Origin of the sequence: Curtobacterium sp. MCPF17_047, from assembly GCF_003234045.1 — a bacterium.
GTDB lineage: Bacteria > Actinomycetota > Actinomycetes > Actinomycetales > Microbacteriaceae > Curtobacterium.
On sequence record NZ_QKSF01000001.1, the window covers coordinates 1 to 16,379 of the forward strand.

The following is a 16,379-nucleotide window of genomic DNA, read 5'->3' on the forward strand; positions in this document are numbered from 1 at the left end:
GGGGGCGAGCGGGGAGGAGGGAGGGAGTCGACATGGGTCTCGTTTTCGTCACAGTCCGGCGTGGCGCACGTCACACTGTCAACAGACGCAACAGTAACAACATGGGTCAGCCCAGGAACACCCCGTTCGAGGGTGAGAGGTCAGCATCGATGCTCGCACCGGGTCGGCCCGCTCCTCGGGAGCCCGCTCCGGCGACTCCCTGAGGGTCCGTCGAGGTGGCGCGACACGCCCAAGCGGACCGTTCGCCGGGCTCGATTTGGCAAGAGGGCCGACCGTCCGTATGCTTGTCCATCGGTAGCGCGATGCACTGCTTGCGGCCCCATCGTTTAGTGGCCTAGGACACCGCCCTTTCACGGCGGCAGCACGGGTTCGAATCCCGTTGGGGTCACTCCTCACCGGGGGACAGCAAGCAGAACAGAACGACACCGAAGCAAGAACAGCAACACAAGCAATTCCACATGGCCCTGTAGCGCAGTTGGTTAGCGTGCCGCCCTGTCACGGCGGAGGTCGCGGGTTCAAGTCCCGTCAGGGTCGCCACGGCTGGGTAGCTCAGTTGGTAGAGCGTTCGACTGAAAATCGAAAGGTCCGCGGATCGACGCCGCGTCCAGCCACAGTGAAGAGCCCCCTACTTCGGTAGGGGGCTCTTTTGCGTTGCGCGGGCGTGCGTTGCGCGGGCGGTCGAACTGCCTCGACGGTCGCATCCGACAGGAAGTGGTTCGGATCGTCCACGCACAACAGAAGGCGGCTCGAACCGCGGATTGCCGTGGTTCGAGCCGCCTTCTGTTGTGCGCAGCCGGCCGGGAGGCTCGTACCGGCCGGGCAGCGCGGCCTACGCCTCGCGGGTCTTCGGGCTGCTGTCGTTCGTCCTCGACGGGTCGCGCTCGACGACGGCACCGAGGGCGTCGTCGATGCGGGACATCAGCTCGGCCGGGATCTGCACACCGGCAGCGCCGGCGTTGTCGTGCACCTGCTCCGGACGCGAGGCTCCGATGATCGCCGACGCCACGTTCTCGTTCTGCAGCACCCACGCCACGGCGAGCTGCGCCATCGACAGGCTGAGCTCGTTCGCGACCGGCTTGAGCTCCTGCACGGCGGTGAGCACCTGGTCGTTCATGAAGCGCTCGATCATCTTCGCGCCGCCCTTGTCGTCGGTCGCGCGGGAGCCCTCGGGCAGCGGCTGACCCGGCTGGTACTTCCCCGTCAGGACGCCCTGGGCGATCGGGGACCAGACGATCTGCGAGATGCCGAGTTCCTTCGAGGTGGGGACGACCTCCTCCTCGATGACCCGCCAGAGCGCGGAGTACTGCGGCTGGTTCGAGATGAGCTGGAAGCCCAGGTCCTTCGCCAGTGCGGCACCGGCACGGAGCTGGTCGGCGGTCCACTCGGAGACGCCGACGTACAGGACCTTGCCCTGGCGGACGATGTCGGCGAACGCCTGCATGGTCTCTTCGAGCGGGGTCTCGTGGTCGAAGCGGTGCGCCTGGTACAGGTCGACGTAGTCGGTTTGCAGGCGGCCGAGCGAGCCGTCGATCGACTCGAGGATGTGCTTCCGCGAGAGCCCGGTGTCGTTGTGGCCCTTGGGACCGGTCGGGCCGAAGACCTTCGTGGCGATCTCGAGGGACTGGCGACGCTCGCCCTTCAGCGCTTCACCGAGGACCGTCTCGGCGCCGGTGTTGGCGTACACGTCGGCGGTGTCGAACGTCGAGATGCCGACCTCGAGGGCGGCCTTCACGCAGGCGATCGCCGCGTCGTTCTCGACCTGGGAGGCGTGGGTGAGCCAGTTGCCGTAGGTGATCTCGGAGACCTTGAGGCCCGAGTTGCCGAGGTAGCGGTACTCCATGTGTCTGTCACTCCTGTCGTGGCCGCGTCGATGCGGCACGCCCGTGACGGTAGTCCCCCGGCCGCCCCGGCCGGTCCATCGGGACCCGCCCCGGCCGCCCTGCCACCTGTAGGGTGATGTATCACTGCCCGTCGGGAGGGGAAAGACGAAACCCCGGCGATGTGGCCGTGGCCAGTGATCGTTCCGGGGTCTTCGGCATTGATGTTACACGACTGTCCGACGCGACGGAAGGAAGCGGGATGCACGGCAAGGAAGACGACGTCGTGGTCTTGCTGACGCCGGAGCGGCTGTCCTCCTACGACCGAGTGACCGGGAGCCGGAGCCGAGCGCTGCGCCTCTACGCATGGAACATGCGAGCGAGTTCCAGCGTCTTGGAGCTCACCGGCATCGTCGAGGTCGTCGCACGCAATGCAATGGACAGGGAGTTGTGCCGCTGGTCGGAACGCCGCCACTCGTCGCGCTCGTGGTTTGACCACGTCCCGCTCGACCGTCAGGGCAGCGCTGACCTGGCGAAGGCCCGCTCGAGGGCGGCGCGACATGGTGGAGCAGAGGTCCACGGGCGCGTGCTGGCCGAGCTGAGTTTCGGCTTCTGGCGGTACCTCGTGGAGAGCCGGTACCTCACCGCCTTCTGGACGCCGGCCCTCCATCGGGCGTTCCCGGCAGGGCCCGCCGACATCCTGACCCGTCAGCGCAAGGTTCGAGCACGGATGCAGCAGCTGCACTTCGTGCGCAACCGCGCCGCCCACCACGAGCCGATCCACCAGCGCGACCTGCACCGCGACCACTCCGACGCGATCGAACTGCTCGGCTGGATCAACCCCGTTGCCGCGGAGTGGGCGACGGAGGTGGCGAGCCTCCCGGCGGTCCTCGACGCCCGCCCCAGCCCGTGAGGTGCAGGATCGCAAGAGGCGCGGTGCGCGGACGCACCGCCGGGAGCAAGGGAGCATCCATGACCGGATCCAGCGTGCTGTTCATCGGCGGGAGCGGCATCATCAGTGCCGCCTGCGTGCGCGAGGCAGTGGACCAGGGCTTCGACGTCTCGGTGCTCAACCGGGGCACCACGGAGAAGCGGACCCTGCCGGATGCGGTGACGCGCCTCCAGGCCGACGTGGCGGACCGGGACGCGCTGGCGGCGGCGATCGGCGACCGCACCTTCGACGTCGTCATCGACTTCGTCGCGTTCACCCCTGACCAGGTGCAGGCCGACATCGACTTCTTCACGGGCAAGACCCGGCAGTACGTGTTCATCAGCTCGGCTTCGGCGTACCAGACCCCGCCGACGCACCTGCCGGTGACCGAGTCCACGCCGCTGAAGAACCCGTACTGGCAGTACTCGCGGGACAAGATCGCGTGCGAGGACCTGCTGGTCGCTGCGTACCGGCAGGACGACTTCCCGATGACGATCATCCGGCCGTCGCACACCTACGACGAGACCCTGCTGCCGTTCGACGGCGGCTGGACGGTCGTCGCGCGGTTGCGTGCGGGCAAGCCGGTCGTCGTGCCGGGCGACGGGACCTCGCTGTGGACGATCACGCACGCGCGGGACTTCGCGGTCGCGTTCGTCGGGGTGCTCGACCGGGCCGAGGCGATCGGCGAGGCGTTCCACATCACCGGCCAGGAGTCGCCGACGTGGGACCGCATCCACCAGGAGGTCGCCGCCGCCGCGGGCGCCCCGGAACCGCAGATCGTGCACGTGCCGGCGGACGCGATCATGGCCGCGGACCCGGAGTGGGGCGCCGGCGTGGTCGGCGACAAGGCGAACAGCATGGTGTTCGACAACAGCAAGGTGCGGACACTGGTGCCGGGATGGGCTGCCCGGACGTCGTTCCGCGAGGGTGCCCGCGAGCTGGTCGCCTGGTACGACGCGCACCCGGAGGCGCAGGTCGTCGACGAGGAGAAGGACGCCCTCATGGACCGGCTGGCCGAGGCGTACGCGCCGGGTCGCGTCTAGCGCCGTCTGCCGGACGGGAGGCGCGTGGCGTCCCCGCCCCGTGCCTCCCGCCCGTCTCGCCCCGCGCCTCCCGGTGCCGCGCCCGCGCGGTGCGGCGCGGCGCCGACAGGAGGGGCACAACAGGAACCGGCTCGAACCACGGGAGTTCGTGGTTCGGGCCGGTTCCTGTTGTGCGTGGGCAGCCCGCGCCGGCGGGCGCGCGGCCGCGCGGCCGACGGGCGGGCTACGCCAGGTCGCGGAGGACCGCGCCGAGGGCCTGCATCGCGGTGGCGATCTCCTCGTCGGTGACGACGAGCGGCGGGGCGAAGCGGATCGTGGACCCGTGCGTGTCCTTCACGAGGACGCCTCGGGCGGCGAGCGCCTTCGCGACCTGCTTGCCGGTGCCGAGCGCCGGATCGATGTCGATCCCGGCCCAGAGCCCGGCGACGCGGTGTGCGACGACGCCCTGGCCGATGAGCTCGTCGAGGAACCCGCGCAACACCGGTTCGCCGTCGAGCGCCCGCTGCTGGAACGTGCCCTCGGCGAGCATCGCGACGACCTCCGTGCCGACGGCGGCGGCGAGCGGGTTGCCGCCGAAGGTCGAGCCGTGCTCCCCCGGCCGCAGCACCCCGAGCACGTCGGCGCGGCCGACCACGGCGGACACCGGGACGATCCCGCCGCCCAGGGCTTTGCCGAGCGTGATCAGGTCCGGCGTCACGCCCACGCGCTGGACCGCGAGGGTGTGGCCGGTGCGCCCGAGGCCCGACTGGATCTCGTCCGCGATGAACAGCGCACCGAACTCGTCGCAGACCTCGCGGACCGCGGGCAGGTAATCCGCCGGCGGGATGACGACGCCGCCCTCGCCCTGGATCGGCTCGAGCAGCACGGCGACGACGGTCTCGTCCATCGCCTCCCGGAGTGCCGCCGCGTCGCCGTACGGCACGGTGCGGAACCCGGGCGTGTACGGCCCGAAGTCGTTGCGGGCGTCAGGGTCGTCCGAGAACGAGATGATCGTCGTCGTCCGGCCGTGGAAGTTCCCGCTCGCGACGATGACGGTCGCCTGCCCCTGCGGTACGCCCTTGACGCGGTAGCCCCAGGCGCGGGCGACCTTGATCGCGGACTCGACCGCCTCGGCGCCGGTGTTCATCGGCAGCATCATCTCGGTGCCGGTGAGCGCGGTGAGGCCCTCGGCGAACGGGCCGAGCCGGTCGGTGACGAACGCACGGCTCGTCAACGTCACCCGGTCGAGCTGGTCGCGCGCCGCGGTCAGGAGGCGCGGGTTGCCGTGCCCGAAGTTGACCGCCGAGTAGGCGGCGAGCCCGTCCAGGTAGGTGCGGCCGTCGACGTCCGTGACGGTCGCACCGTGGCCGGACGCGATGACGACCGGCAGCGGGCTGTAGTTGTGCGCGAGGGCACGGTCCTCGACGGCGAGCGCCGCCACGGTGGCCGGCCCGGGGGTGCGTCCGGTGTCCGTGGACATCAGGACCGTGCCACGGAGGTACCGGTGCCGATCGGGTGCAGGTCCAGCGTGCAGCACTTCACACCGCCGCCGCCGAGGAGCAGCTCGGACAGGTCGACGCCGATCGGGTTGTAGCCCTTCTCGCGGAGCTGCGATGCGAACGTGGTGGCACGCGCGGCGATCACGACGTTGTACCCGTCGGAGTAGGAGTTCAGGCCGAGGATGGCGGCGTCCTCCTCGGTCGCGATGATCGCGTCCGGGAAGCGCTCGCGCAGGATCGCCAGGGACGGCTCGTCGAAGGCGCTCTCGAGGTACGCGATGTTGGAGCGGCCGGACGCGTCCGGCACCGGGTCGAGCGCCGCGATGGCCGTGTCCAGGTGGTAGAAGCTCGGGTTGATGAGCGTGAGCGTGACGACCTCGCGGCCGTACACGCGGGCGAGCTCCTCGTGCGAGGTGCTGTCCGAACGGAAGCCGGTGCCGGCGTAGATCGTGTCGCCGATGAGCAGGAAGTCGCCCTCGCCCTCGTTCGTCTCCTGGGGCTCGGCGACGGTCAGGCCGGCCTGACGGAACCAGTCCATGTAGGCCGGGCCCTCGGGCTGCCGCTCGGGGTACTGGAACTTCGCACCGTAGGCGACACCGTCGAGCACGAAGCCGCCGTTGGCCGCGTAGACCATGTCCGGCAGGCCCTCGATCGGTGCGATCTGGTGGATCTCGAAGCCGAGCTGCTCGTAGACGTCGACCAGGCTCTGCCACTGGGCGACGGCCTTCGAGGTGTCGGTCGGCTCCTCCGGGTGCATCCAGGGGTTGATCCGGTAGCTGACCGTGTAGTGGGTCGGCTTGCACATCAGGACGGTGCGGTGCGTGGCCGTGCGCTGCGGGGCGGCGGCAGTGGGCTGGGGTGCGGTGTTCGACACGAGGTCCTCCAGGACCGGGGCCCGAGCCTGCCAGGAACCACCACGGTGAGAGCTCCGACGAGATGCAGGCTCACTCGCCGGAGGCGGACCAGGTCGACGCCTGCCCTGATCCTTGCACAGGAGGGCGGTTCGGTGGCGCGGCTCGACACGCACGTTTCCTGCGTTCCACCGCATCCGCTCGCAAGGACCCCGCGTAGGATGGGGACAATGGATTCGCTCGACCACCGCATCCTCGACCAGCTCCGGGAGAACGCCCGCGCCGGCTACGGCGACATCGGCTCGGTCGTCGGGCTCTCCGCCTCCGCCGTGAAGCGCCGCGTCGACCGGCTCGTCGCCGACGGCGTGATCCAGGGCTTCACGATCAAGGTCGACCCCGCCGTGGACGACCGTGGCACCGAGGCCTGGGTCGAGCTCTACTGCCGCGGCACCGTCTCCCCCGACGAACTCCGCACCCTGCTCGACGCCGTGCCCGAGGTCGTCGACGCCGGTACCGTCACGGGCAGTGCCGACGCCGTGGTGCACATGCGCTCGCGGGACCTGCCGGCGCTCGAAGAGGCCCTGGACCGCGTCCGCCTCGCCCCGCAGGTCGACCACACCCGCTCCGCGATCGTGCTGTCGAAGCTCGTCAGCCGCGGTTCCGACTGACCCCCCTCCCGCGAAACGCAACGTGGGCGTCATCTCGCAGCGGTACCCCCTTGCGCATAGCCGCCCGGGTTGCGTTTCGCGGGAGGGTAGGGTCGCGCCCATGGGACGTGGGACGGCAGCCGGGAGGCGCGGCGGGCCTCCCGGGTCGGTGGCCGCCCGGCGGATGGTCACCGCTGCGACCGTCGCCTACGTCGTCAACTGCCTGTGGGGCACCGCGGTCGCGCTGCGCCTGATCCGCACCCGACGGCTGCGGGTGGTCCACCACGGGTTGTTCGTGGCGACCGCCGTGCTCACCGGAGCGGCCGCGACGACACCGCTGTGGACACGGTCCCGCGCGGCGCTGTTCCTGCTGCCGGCGCTCGTCCCGCTGGCGCTGGCTCCACGGACGAACCCCCGCAGCGGAGCACACTGGAAGACCGCGGTCGCCGCCGCACCGTCCTACCTGGGGGCGGTCCTCGCGCGGCGCTGACCGCTGCCGTCGTACCGAGAGGACACCAGTGGAACTCATCGAGGCCATCCGGCGCCGACGGACCACGAACGGGGCGTTCCTGCCGGACCCGGTGTCCGAGGAGCACCAGCGCCTGCTGGTGGAACTGGCCGGACGGGCGCCGTCGCAGTTGAACAGCCAGCCGTGGCGGTTCGTCCTCGTCGAGGAGCGCGAGACGATCGACCGGATCGCGGACATCAGCGGCAGCGCGATGACGACGACCATGTCCCGGGGCACGTTCTTCGAGCGGTACCGGCCGTACTTCCGGTTCTCGCAGGCCGAGATGGACGAGCGTCGCGACGGCATGCTGTTCGACAAGCTGCCGAAGCCGCTCCGTCCGTTCACGAACCAGGTGTTCACGAAGCGGGGGCAGTTCCTGATGAACGCCCTCCGGGTCCCGCAGACCCTGGGCGAGGAGAACCGGAAGCTCGTCGCCGGGTCGCCGCTGCTGCTCGGGGTGATGCTCGACCGGGCCGAGTACCGGAAGGAGGCCCGCAACGCCTTCTACTCCGTGTTCAGCATGGGAGCGGCGATGGAGAACATCTGGCTGGCGACCACCGAGCTCGGCCTCGGGATCCAGTTCGTGTCGTTCCCGATGGAGATCGAGGAGTCCTGGAACCAGGTCGAGCAGTTGCTCGAGGTCCCGCCGGAACTCGAACTCATGGCCGTGTACCGGATCGGGTACACCCCGCCGGAGCGCCGACGACCCGCGATCGACTGGGTGTCGAACGAGCGGAAGCGGCCCTCGCAGTACGTGTTCCGCGGCACGTGCGCGACGCCGCAGCAGGGCTGGGACGACCAGCCGGTGGCCGGGTCAGGCCCGACGGGGCAGGGCGCAGCGGGGCAGGGCGCAGCGGGGCAGGGCGCAGCGGGGCAGGGCACAACGGGGCAGGGCACAGCGGAGCCGAGCACGATGGACCGGACCACGACGACGGACGGGACCACCTGATGACCGCGACGCTGCCCGGAGGGGTCCAGGCCGTGACGCCGACCGCGCCCGCCCTGCCGGGACGACCCTGGATCGAACAGGCCTGGCGCGACGTCGTCTTCGTGCACTGGCGCGTGGACGTCTCCGCGGTGGCACCGCTGCTGCCGTCGGGCACCCGACCCGACACGATCGCGCCGGACGGCAGCGACGACGGGGTGACGACGTGGGTGGGCCTCATCGCGTTCAGCTTCGAGGACACCCGGTTCCCGCCGTTCGGGCCGCTCGGACGGACCGGCCGTGTCGGCGACTTCCTCGAGGTCAACGTCCGCGTCTACACGCGCGACGACGCGGGGCGCCGCGGCGTCGTGTTCCTGTCGCTCGACGCGGGGAAGTTCCTGCCCGCCGCGGCAGCGCGCGTCGTCACCGGCACGCCGTACCACTGGGCGCGGGTCGCCCGTCGGCAGCACGGGGACCGGACGGCGTACGCCGTGCACCGCCACGGATCGCGTCTGCGGTCCCTCCTGGAGGTGGAGGTCGGCGAGCCGATCTCCGAGCCGACCGCGCTCGAGTCGTTCCTCACGGCGCGGTGGGGCATGCACGTGGGGCGTGCCGGGCGGACGTCGTGGTGGCCGAACGAGCACGACCCGTGGGTGGTGCACCGGGCGTCGCTCACCCGGCTGCGCGACGACCTGATCGGGGCGGCGGGGCTCCCGGTGTCGCTGACCGAACTCGAACCGGACTCGGTGCTGTACTCCCCCGGGGTCGTGACGCGGTTCGCCGGTCCGCGCGCCTGAGCGACGCCGGGCCCGGGCCTCGGGCACGGACCTCGGGCACGGACTTCGGGCCGGCCCGCGCCTAGGTCCCGGCCTGCCCGCCCCGGGCCCCGACACCCCGCGCCGGGGGACAGCGGCTGACCGCAGTGCCGCAGGGGCCCCGCGTACAAAGGGCTGCATGACTCGAGTGGCTGTGGTGACCGGTGGATCGGCTGGACTGGGACGGGCGACGGTCCGGGAGCTCGCGGCACGCGGCTGGGACGTCGCCGTCCTGGCACGCGGTGCGGACGGGGTGGACGCGGCAGTCGCCGAGGTCGAAGCGGCCGGCCGACGCGGTCTGGCCCTCGTCGCGGACGTGTCCGACCGCCAGGCCGTCGAGGACGCCGCCGACCGCGTCGAAGCCGAACTCGGCCCGATCGACCTGTGGGTGAACGGCGTCATGGTCGGGGTGTTCGGCAAGTTCCTCGACACCGCACCCGAGGACTTCGAACGGGCACTCGACGTCACCTACCTCGGCTTCGTGAACGGCACCCGTGCTGCCCTCAGCCGCATGGTGCCCCGCAACTCGGGACACGTGATCCAGGTCGGTTCGGCCCTGGGTTCGCGTGGCATCCCGTTGCAGGCGGCGTACTGCGGGGCGAAGCACGCGATCGTCGGGTTCACCGAGTCCGTCGTGTCCGAACTCATCGAGCAGGGCAGCGACGTGCAGGTCAGCCGGGTCGACATGCCCGCCCTCAACACCATCCAGTTCAACTGGGTGAAGTCGACGCTCCCGCACCACGCGCAGCCCGTCGCCCCGATCTACCAGCCCGAGGTCGGTGCCCGCGCCATCGCCGCCACCGCCGAACGCCCCCGCCGCCGCACCTGGGTCGGCGAGTCGACCGTGTACACGATCCTCGCCAACCGCATCAGCGGTCGGTTCGCCGACTGGTACGCCGCGAAGACCCTGGTCAGCGGTCAGCAGACGGAGGAGAAGGACGGCGAGGAACTCCCGTCGAACCTGTACGAGCCGGTCCCCGGGGACCACGGCGCGCACGGGGTGTTCGACGAGCAGGCGCACGAGTGGTCGCCACAGACGTGGTGGGTGGAACACCGCCGACTCGGCAACGGGATCGTCGGCGCAGCCCTCGGCGTCGCGGGACTCGCGGTCGCCACGGCAGCCGGACGCCGTCGATGAGCCGCGCGGGCCTCGGCGGCCGCCTCGGTACCCGTGGGCAGCGGGCGCTCGCGGTCGAGCTCCTGCGTGCCGGCATCGGCATCGCCCACCTGCTCGGCGCCCGCCGTGCCCTCGGGCGCCCGGCCGTGCTGGGTCGGGTCCTCGGTGTCCGTCAGCTCGGCCAGGCCGCACTCGTCCTGCGTGCGGGGACGGCCGACGCCCACACCGTCAGCGCGTTGGTCGACGCCACCCACGGCGTGACGATGGTCCCGCTCGCCCTGATCGATCGGCAGTCGCGGCGGTTCGCCGTCCGACAGCTCTGGATCGCGACGCTCCTCACCGTGCTCGAGGTCGCCCTCGTCGGTCGCGGGCGGCGCTGACCGGCAGCACCCCCGGACGCAGGACGCCCCCCGCGGACCTGATGGTCGGCGGGGGCGTCCCTGCGTGCTGCTACTCGACTTCGGAGGCCGGGTCCTCGGCCTCGACGCCGGTCTCGTCGAGACGGTCGCGCAGGTGGTCGGCCATCACGCCGGCACCTTCGTCGCCGTGGTCGTGCTGGACCTGCTGCACGAGACCGTGCAGCTTCTCTTCGTTCGTCGCGTCGGTCGCACCGTCCATGATCGGCTCGGACTGGACGCCGTTGTCACGCTCTTCTGCACTCATGGCACGAACGCTACGCCGCGCCGGGCAGCGGCTCACGGGCGCGCCCCAGGTCGTGCGGGGGACGGACGGGAGGCCCGGATCACGTGGGCTGCGCACGGACGTGGGCAGGGCCTCCCGTCCGGTGCGCGGGACCGACGTCAGAGGCGGAGGCGGGCGAACTCGGGGTCGACGTCGCCGTGCCGGTGCGCGGTGACGACCACCGTCTGTTCACGGAGGTAGTGCGCCATCTCGACGACGCCGGCCTCGACGACGGGTGCGTCGTGGATGGCGGTGTCGATGCCCGCGCCGAGCGCCTCCTCGAGCGCGAGGGGGTCACCGCCGAGCAGGCGGATCCGCGACCCCGGCCCACCGAAGGCCGTGTGCTGCCGGGGTTCGAAGCCCTGCGACAACACGATGTCGATGGCGTCCTGCGGTTCAGCGGCCCCTCCCGACCACTGCTCGTGGAGGAGCGCCCCGGACGCCGCGCGCGCGAGGAACTCGTCGTCGGTCTCCACCAGGTGGTCGACGACGTCGAGCGGGGACCGACCGCTCGCGAGCAGCTGCGTGAGCGGCCCGGGGAGCGCGCGAGCGGTGCTCAGCAGGACGTGCGCCCGGGCAGCGGTGGCGGCGGCGAGGGTCCGGATGAGGTCCCCCGTGCTGACGCCCTCGGACTGCCGGACGACCACGGACTGCGGGCGGTGGCGCAGCACGTTCCGTTCGACGCCGAGGTCCGCGGTGTCCCGGGACCGACCGAAGCGCTCCTCGCGCGCCTGGGCGTCGCTGGTGGCACCGGCGCGGACCTGGTCGAACTCCTCGAAGGACAGACCGCTGCGGGACGACTCGATGAGGGCCGTGACCCGCGGCGGCAGCCCGTGCAGCTGGATGCTCTTGTGCACGGTGCGGGGGACGGGCTCCCAGTGGCCGAGCATCGCGACCGAGTCGGGGCCGCCGCGCTTCGCGACCGCACCGACCGAGGAGCTCCCCCAACCGCCGGCGGGCTGCCGGACGACCGTGGTGTCGGTCGTGGCACGGTTCACCACGAGCGTGCCGGCGTCGACCCGGTCGGTCCAGAGGGCGACCTCGTCGACGTCGAGCGTGTGCAGGGCCTCGACCAGGCCGTGGTCGCTGCCGTTCTGGATCGCGATGGCCTGCTCGAGTGTCTCGACCTGCACCACCCCGAGCACCGGGACACCGACCTCGGGGTGGGTGGCGGCACTGCCGGGACGCACGCCGACGCGGACGCCCGGGGACCAGAGCCGACCGGACTCGTCGAGCAGCCGGGGTTCGACGAGCCAGGACTCCCCCGGACCGAGGTCGGTCAGGGCGGCCCGCGCTGCCCCGGTCGGCTCGACGACGAGCGGCCCGACCTGCGCGGCCGGGTCGGTGGGCCAGGCGACGCGGAGCGCACGGGTGGCGTCAGCCAGCTGGCGGAGGAACCGGCTGTCGACGCCGTCCTCGCCGACCGACCCGACGAGCACCACGAGGGAGATCGCCGCACTGGCCTGCCCGGACTGGGTGAACGCCGAGGCGACGACGTCGCGGACGGCCTGGTCGACGTCGGCCGCGGGGGTGACGACGGCCGCCGAGACCGCTCCGGTGTCGGCGAGGAGCGGCAGGCCGGCACGCCACCACCGGAACGAGCGGGCGGTGTCGGGCGAGCCGGTGAGCAGCACCCGGTCGACGGCGGGGTGGGCGACGAGGTCGCGGCCGAGCTCGCTGACGTCGAGGTCGACGAGCTGGAGCATCGAGTGCGGGACTCCGGCGTTCCAGAACACGTCGGCGAGCACCGCACCCGACCGCTTGGCGAGCGGGGACGGCTTGAGGACGACACCGCTGCCGGCGGCGAGCGCCGAGAGCACGCCGTCCGCCGGGGTGGTCAGCGGCGAGTTCCACGGGGCCACGACGACCGTCAGCCGGGGCGGGACGAAGGTCGCTCCCGTGACGTCGACCAGGTGTCGGGCGCGGTCGGCGGCGTGGTGGGCGGCGTCGACGGCACCGCTGACCTGCCGGTCGGCCTCGGTCAGGGTCATCGCGGTCTCGGCGACGACGACCTCGACCAGGGCGGCACGGCGGGCCTCCAGCTCGTGGGCGACGAGGTCCAGGAGTTCGGCCCGGTCCTGCGGGTCCTGCCGACCCCAGTTGACGCCTGCCTGCGCGGTGCGGGCGATGGTCCGTTCGAGTCGGGGGCGGTCGGTGACGCGGGCACCGCGGATGGTGGCGGTGCCGAGCTGCGAGCGGGGGACGCGGCGGAGCAGGTCGGCCGCCCACTGCCGGTTCGCGTCGACCCCGGCGTCGGTGTCGACCGCGGGCGGGTGCACGGCGCGGATCTCGGGGGCACCGAGGGGGACGCGGCGGTCCTGCGTGCGGAGGCTGGCCGGGGCGGGGTGCCCGAGTGCGGCGACAGCGTCGGTCAGGCGGGCACGTGCGCGCTCGGTCTCGGCGGCGCGCTCGTCGTCGGTGCCACCACCGGACGTCAGGGGGCCGGCAGCGCCCTCGCGCAACCGGCGGGCGAGGTACGGGATCGCCGCGTCGAACTCGTCGGGGTGCACCACGGGGGTGACGAGGGTGACCGTGCCGACGTCGGCGCGGACGGCGTCGAGGACGGTGCCCGTCATGCCGAGGAGCATCTCGACCTCGAGCGCGTCGGCGACCCCGCGACGGTCGGCGAGCACGCGGGCGGCGGCGACCAGCACGGGATCCCACCCGGTGAGCGCGATCCGCACGGCGTCGGTGTGCTCCGGTGTGAGTGCGGCGTCGAGCAGGCGCAGGAGCGCGGTGTCGATGTGCTGCCGGTCGGTCCAGACGGCCGGTGGACGTCCGTGCACGAGGGCGTCGGCCCGTTCCTCGGCCAGGTGGGCACCGTCGACGAGCCGGACCCGGACGGGTGCTCCTCCGCGGAACCGGCGGGCGGCCGCCCAGTCGGTGAGCGCCGCCAGGACGCCGAGGCTGTCGGGCAGCGACGCCGGCAGCGTGATGCCCGCGGTCGCGTGGGCGAACTCGTCCTGGTCGAGCAGGGTGCGGAACACGGCCACGGAGAGGTCGAGGTCGTGCGGGCCGTTGACGAGCAGCGTGACGGTGCTGCCGGCGGCGTCCGCCGCGCGGAACACCGGGACGAGCCGCTCGACCGCCTGCTGGGTGGCATCGTCGAGGGCCCACGGCGAGGTCGGCGGGACGACGTCCGCGACCGCGAAGGACACCGCCGGGACGTCGTCGCGACCGAGCAGGTCGGTGATCCAGGCCAGGCGGCGGTCGCTCTCGGCGGGACCGAACACGGTCGGGCCGAGGGGCACCACGTCGAGGCGGGTGCCCGGTCCGGCGAGCTTGCCGAGCGCTGCGCCGAGTCGGGCCGGCGGGGCGTCGACGACCAGGTGTCCGGCCAGTCGGCGGAGCACCCGGCGCGCGGACGGGATGACCGCCCACGGCGCCATCGTCGCGAAGCCACCACCGACGGTCACGGCGCCGCGGAGGTACCAGGCGAGGAAGTCCGGGACGTCCCGGCTGGCCTTCTCGAGGTTCCGGGCGGCGACCTTCGGGTCGTCCGGCCGGATCACCTTGTCGACGAACCCGCGGGCGAAGTCGAGACCGCGCTCGTCGCGCAGGACCTCGGCGAGCCGGGCCGCTCGGGCTTCGGGCTTCGCGCCGCGGGAGGCGTCCAGCCAGCGCCCGACGAGGGCGGACGCGTCGTCGGTGCAGTCCTGGAGGCGTGCGGGCGGCATGGTCTCGATCGTAGGCCGCTCCCCCGACCTCTCCTCGGAGGCGCCCGTGTGCCGTCCCGGAGTCCGCCGAACGGATGATCCCGGCCCGACGAGCTGCCCTCGCGGATACGCTGGCGGGATGGTGGAGCACGGCGCTGACGGCCACGACTGGGCCACGTGGGACGTGTTCCACGACGTCTGGCGCGGGCTGGACCGGGCGCTCGACGTCGCCGTGCAGCGGGACGCCGGCATCTCCATCCCCGAGTTCGAGATCCTCATCGGCTTGCACCGCGACCCCGAGCACCGGCTGCGGGTCCGCGACATGGCCGCCGGGATCGGCTGGGAGAAGTCGCGCGTCAGCCACCAGGTCACGCGCATGGTGGCCAGGGGGCTGGTCGCGCGAGCCGACTGCCCCTCGGACGGCCGCGGCAGTTGGATCGTGATGACCGCGGACGGCCGACGCGCGGTCCTCGCCGGCATCCGGGCGCACACGGCGGCGCTGGAGCAGCTGTTCTGGAGGCCCGTGGCCGGTGACGCGGACACGCTGCGGGCCGTCTCGCACCGTGTCCTCGAGGCGCTCGGTCCGGTGGACACCGGCACCGACCTCGTCCCGGGGGACGCCTGACCTGACAGCCGCCGTCCCCGTCGTGGGAGGATGCCCTGGACCGACTGTGCGGGGGAGGGCAGATGGACAACGACGGCTCACGATCCGCACGCGCGGCACTCGTCGCCGCGCTCGACATCGTCGGGCTCGCACCGTCCGAGCGCTTCGACCGCATCGTCCGGATCGCCCGCGAGGTCTTCGACGTCCCGTTCTCGTACGTCAACCTGCTCGACGACACGCTCCTGCACACCTTGACGCCGAACACGGCGGGCGAGCCGACGTCGGGACCGCTCGAGTGGTCCTTCTGCCAGTTGACCGTCCAGCGCCCCGGGCCGACGGTCGTCCCCGACACGCTCGCCGACCCGCGCACCGTCGACCTGCCGGGTGTGACGAGCCGCGGCATCCGCTTCTACGCCGGCGTCCCGCTGACCATGCCGGGCGACCTGACGATCGGCAGCCTGTGCCTGATGGACGTCCGGCCGCGGGAGTTCAGCCCGCAGGACGAGGCCGCGCTTATCGACCTCGGACGCTGGACCGAACAGGCCCTGACGAAGGGGATGCAGCACGACCGGCTGCTCGAGGTCGTCGAGGCCCTGACCCCGCCGCCCGTCCACGTCCCCGGTTACGCACTGGCCGGGCTCAGCGTGCCGTACGGCGACCTCAGCGGTGACGTCCACGACTGGACGGTCGCCGACGACGCCGTGACGTTCACGCTCGCCGACATCATGGGCAAGGAGCAGCCCGCCGCACTGCTGGCCGCCGGACTGCGGGCAGCGCTCCGGCAGCACGAGGACCTGCCGCCGGTCGACGCCGTCGGCGCGGTCGAGCCGCGGATCAGCGAGGACCTCAGCAGGGCCTCGGCGTTCGCCACGCTGTTCCACTCCCGCCTGACACCGAGCACCGGACGGGTCGACTTCGTGGACGCCGGGCACGGGCTCGTCGTGCACCTGCACGCGGACGGCACCTCGGACATCCGCCGCTCACGGGACCTGCCGCTCGGACTGCACCCGCAGGGGGTCCCGTTCCGCCTCGGGTCCCTGGTGCTCGAGCCGGGCGACGCGCTGCTCGTGGCGAGTGACGGGGCGCTGGACCTGGGCGACGGGACGATCGACACCCTGACGGACATCGGGCGGACGTACCGCCGGGCGCCGAGCACGGCCGCGTTCCTCGAGACGGTGCGCCTGCGGGCCGCGGAGCACGCCGAGGACGACGTCACCGTGACGGTCCTGGCGCGGGACGCGGACTGACCCTCCGGCGGGTCCTGGGCGCCGACGCCACGACGCCACGACGCCACGACGCCACGACG

General features: G+C 72.4%; 14 protein-coding genes, 3 tRNA genes and 1 pseudogene. 13 read left to right on the top strand and 5 right to left on the bottom strand.

Annotated elements, in window-relative coordinates:
* The first annotated feature begins 315 nt into the window (after nt 1-315).
* From DEJ33_RS00005 to DEJ33_RS00015, 3 genes are all read left to right on the top strand, one after another.
* Nucleotides 316-388 (top strand) — tRNA-Glu (locus DEJ33_RS00005).
* A gap of 72 nt (nt 389-460) precedes the next feature.
* Nucleotides 461-537, top strand: a tRNA-Asp gene (locus tag DEJ33_RS00010).
* 1 nt (nt 538) lies between these two features.
* Nucleotides 539-611, top strand: a tRNA-Phe gene (locus tag DEJ33_RS00015).
* 218 nt (nt 612-829) lie between these two features.
* Here DEJ33_RS00015 and DEJ33_RS00020 read toward each other — a convergent pair.
* The gene (locus tag DEJ33_RS00020; protein ID WP_111076896.1) at nt 830-1,840 is read right to left on the bottom strand and encodes an aldo/keto reductase family protein; all 1,011 of its coding nucleotides are present in this window, start codon (nt 1,838-1,840) and stop codon (nt 830-832) included.
* A gap of 239 nt (nt 1,841-2,079) precedes the next feature.
* Between DEJ33_RS00020 and DEJ33_RS00025 the strand changes: the two genes are divergently transcribed.
* Together DEJ33_RS00025 and DEJ33_RS00030 are read left to right on the top strand one after the other, a co-directional pair.
* Entirely contained in the window at nt 2,080-2,730 is a 651-nt protein-coding gene (locus tag DEJ33_RS00025) for a hypothetical protein (protein ID WP_111194072.1), read from the top strand.
* A gap of 59 nt (nt 2,731-2,789) precedes the next feature.
* On the top strand, nt 2,790-3,791 hold the full coding sequence (locus DEJ33_RS00030; protein WP_111194211.1) for an SDR family oxidoreductase: 1,002 nt from the start codon (nt 2,790-2,792) through the stop codon (nt 3,789-3,791).
* Between the two features lie 223 nt (nt 3,792-4,014).
* Here DEJ33_RS00030 and rocD read toward each other — a convergent pair whose 3' ends face one another.
* Entirely contained in the window at nt 4,015-5,250 is a 1,236-nt protein-coding gene (rocD, locus tag DEJ33_RS00035; protein ID WP_111194073.1) for an ornithine--oxo-acid transaminase, read from the bottom strand.
* Entirely contained in the window at nt 5,250-6,143 is an 894-nt protein-coding gene (gene ddaH / locus DEJ33_RS00040; protein ID WP_220034016.1) for a dimethylargininase, read from the bottom strand. The genes rocD and ddaH overlap by 1 nt, the downstream gene beginning before the upstream one ends.
* A gap of 207 nt (nt 6,144-6,350) precedes the next feature.
* Between ddaH and DEJ33_RS00045 the strand changes: the two genes are divergently transcribed.
* The 6 genes and pseudogenes from DEJ33_RS00045 to DEJ33_RS00070 all read left to right on the top strand — a co-directional run bounded on the left by DEJ33_RS00045 (nt 6,351) and on the right by DEJ33_RS00070 (nt 10,512).
* A complete protein-coding gene (locus DEJ33_RS00045; protein ID WP_111076413.1) occupies nt 6,351-6,788 on the top strand; it encodes an Lrp/AsnC family transcriptional regulator in 438 nt (145 codons plus the stop codon).
* A 100-nt stretch (nt 6,789-6,888) separates the two neighbouring features.
* Nucleotides 6,889-7,257, top strand: coding sequence for a hypothetical protein (locus tag DEJ33_RS00050; protein ID WP_258374558.1), 369 nt, complete (start codon nt 6,889-6,891; stop codon nt 7,255-7,257).
* A 28-nt stretch (nt 7,258-7,285) separates the two neighbouring features.
* Nucleotides 7,286-8,086: pseudogene (locus DEJ33_RS00055) on the top strand (nitroreductase family protein); the annotation flags it as partial.
* A 137-nt stretch (nt 8,087-8,223) separates the two neighbouring features.
* On the top strand, nt 8,224-8,997 hold the full coding sequence (locus DEJ33_RS00060; protein ID WP_111194075.1) for a YqjF family protein: 774 nt from the start codon (nt 8,224-8,226) through the stop codon (nt 8,995-8,997).
* Nucleotides 8,998-9,154: 157 nt separating this feature from the next.
* Nucleotides 9,155-10,153 (top strand): SDR family oxidoreductase, encoded by a 999-nt coding sequence (locus DEJ33_RS00065; RefSeq protein WP_111076902.1) that lies wholly within the window; start codon nt 9,155-9,157, stop codon nt 10,151-10,153.
* Nucleotides 10,150-10,512 (top strand): hypothetical protein, encoded by a 363-nt coding sequence (locus tag DEJ33_RS00070; protein WP_111076903.1) that lies wholly within the window; start codon nt 10,150-10,152, stop codon nt 10,510-10,512. The genes DEJ33_RS00065 and DEJ33_RS00070 overlap by 4 nt, the downstream gene beginning before the upstream one ends.
* 70 nt (nt 10,513-10,582) lie before the next feature.
* Here DEJ33_RS00070 and DEJ33_RS00075 read toward each other — a convergent pair whose 3' ends face one another.
* Entirely contained in the window at nt 10,583-10,795 is a 213-nt protein-coding gene (locus DEJ33_RS00075) for a hypothetical protein (RefSeq protein ID WP_111076904.1), read from the bottom strand.
* Nucleotides 10,796-10,932: 137 nt separating this feature from the next.
* Entirely contained in the window at nt 10,933-14,490 is a 3,558-nt protein-coding gene (locus DEJ33_RS00080; protein ID WP_111076905.1) for a proline dehydrogenase family protein, read from the bottom strand.
* Nucleotides 14,491-14,608: 118 nt separating this feature from the next.
* Here DEJ33_RS00080 and DEJ33_RS00085 point away from each other — a divergent pair, with 118 nt between their 5' ends.
* Nucleotides 14,609-15,094, top strand: a complete 486-nt coding sequence (locus DEJ33_RS00085) for a MarR family winged helix-turn-helix transcriptional regulator (RefSeq protein WP_181427330.1) — start codon at nt 14,609-14,611, stop codon at nt 15,092-15,094.
* Nucleotides 15,095-15,156: 62 nt separating this feature from the next.
* A complete protein-coding gene (locus DEJ33_RS00090; protein ID WP_111076907.1) occupies nt 15,157-16,320 on the top strand; it encodes a PP2C family protein-serine/threonine phosphatase in 1,164 nt (387 codons plus the stop codon).
* Nucleotides 16,321-16,379: the final 59 nt, after the last annotated feature.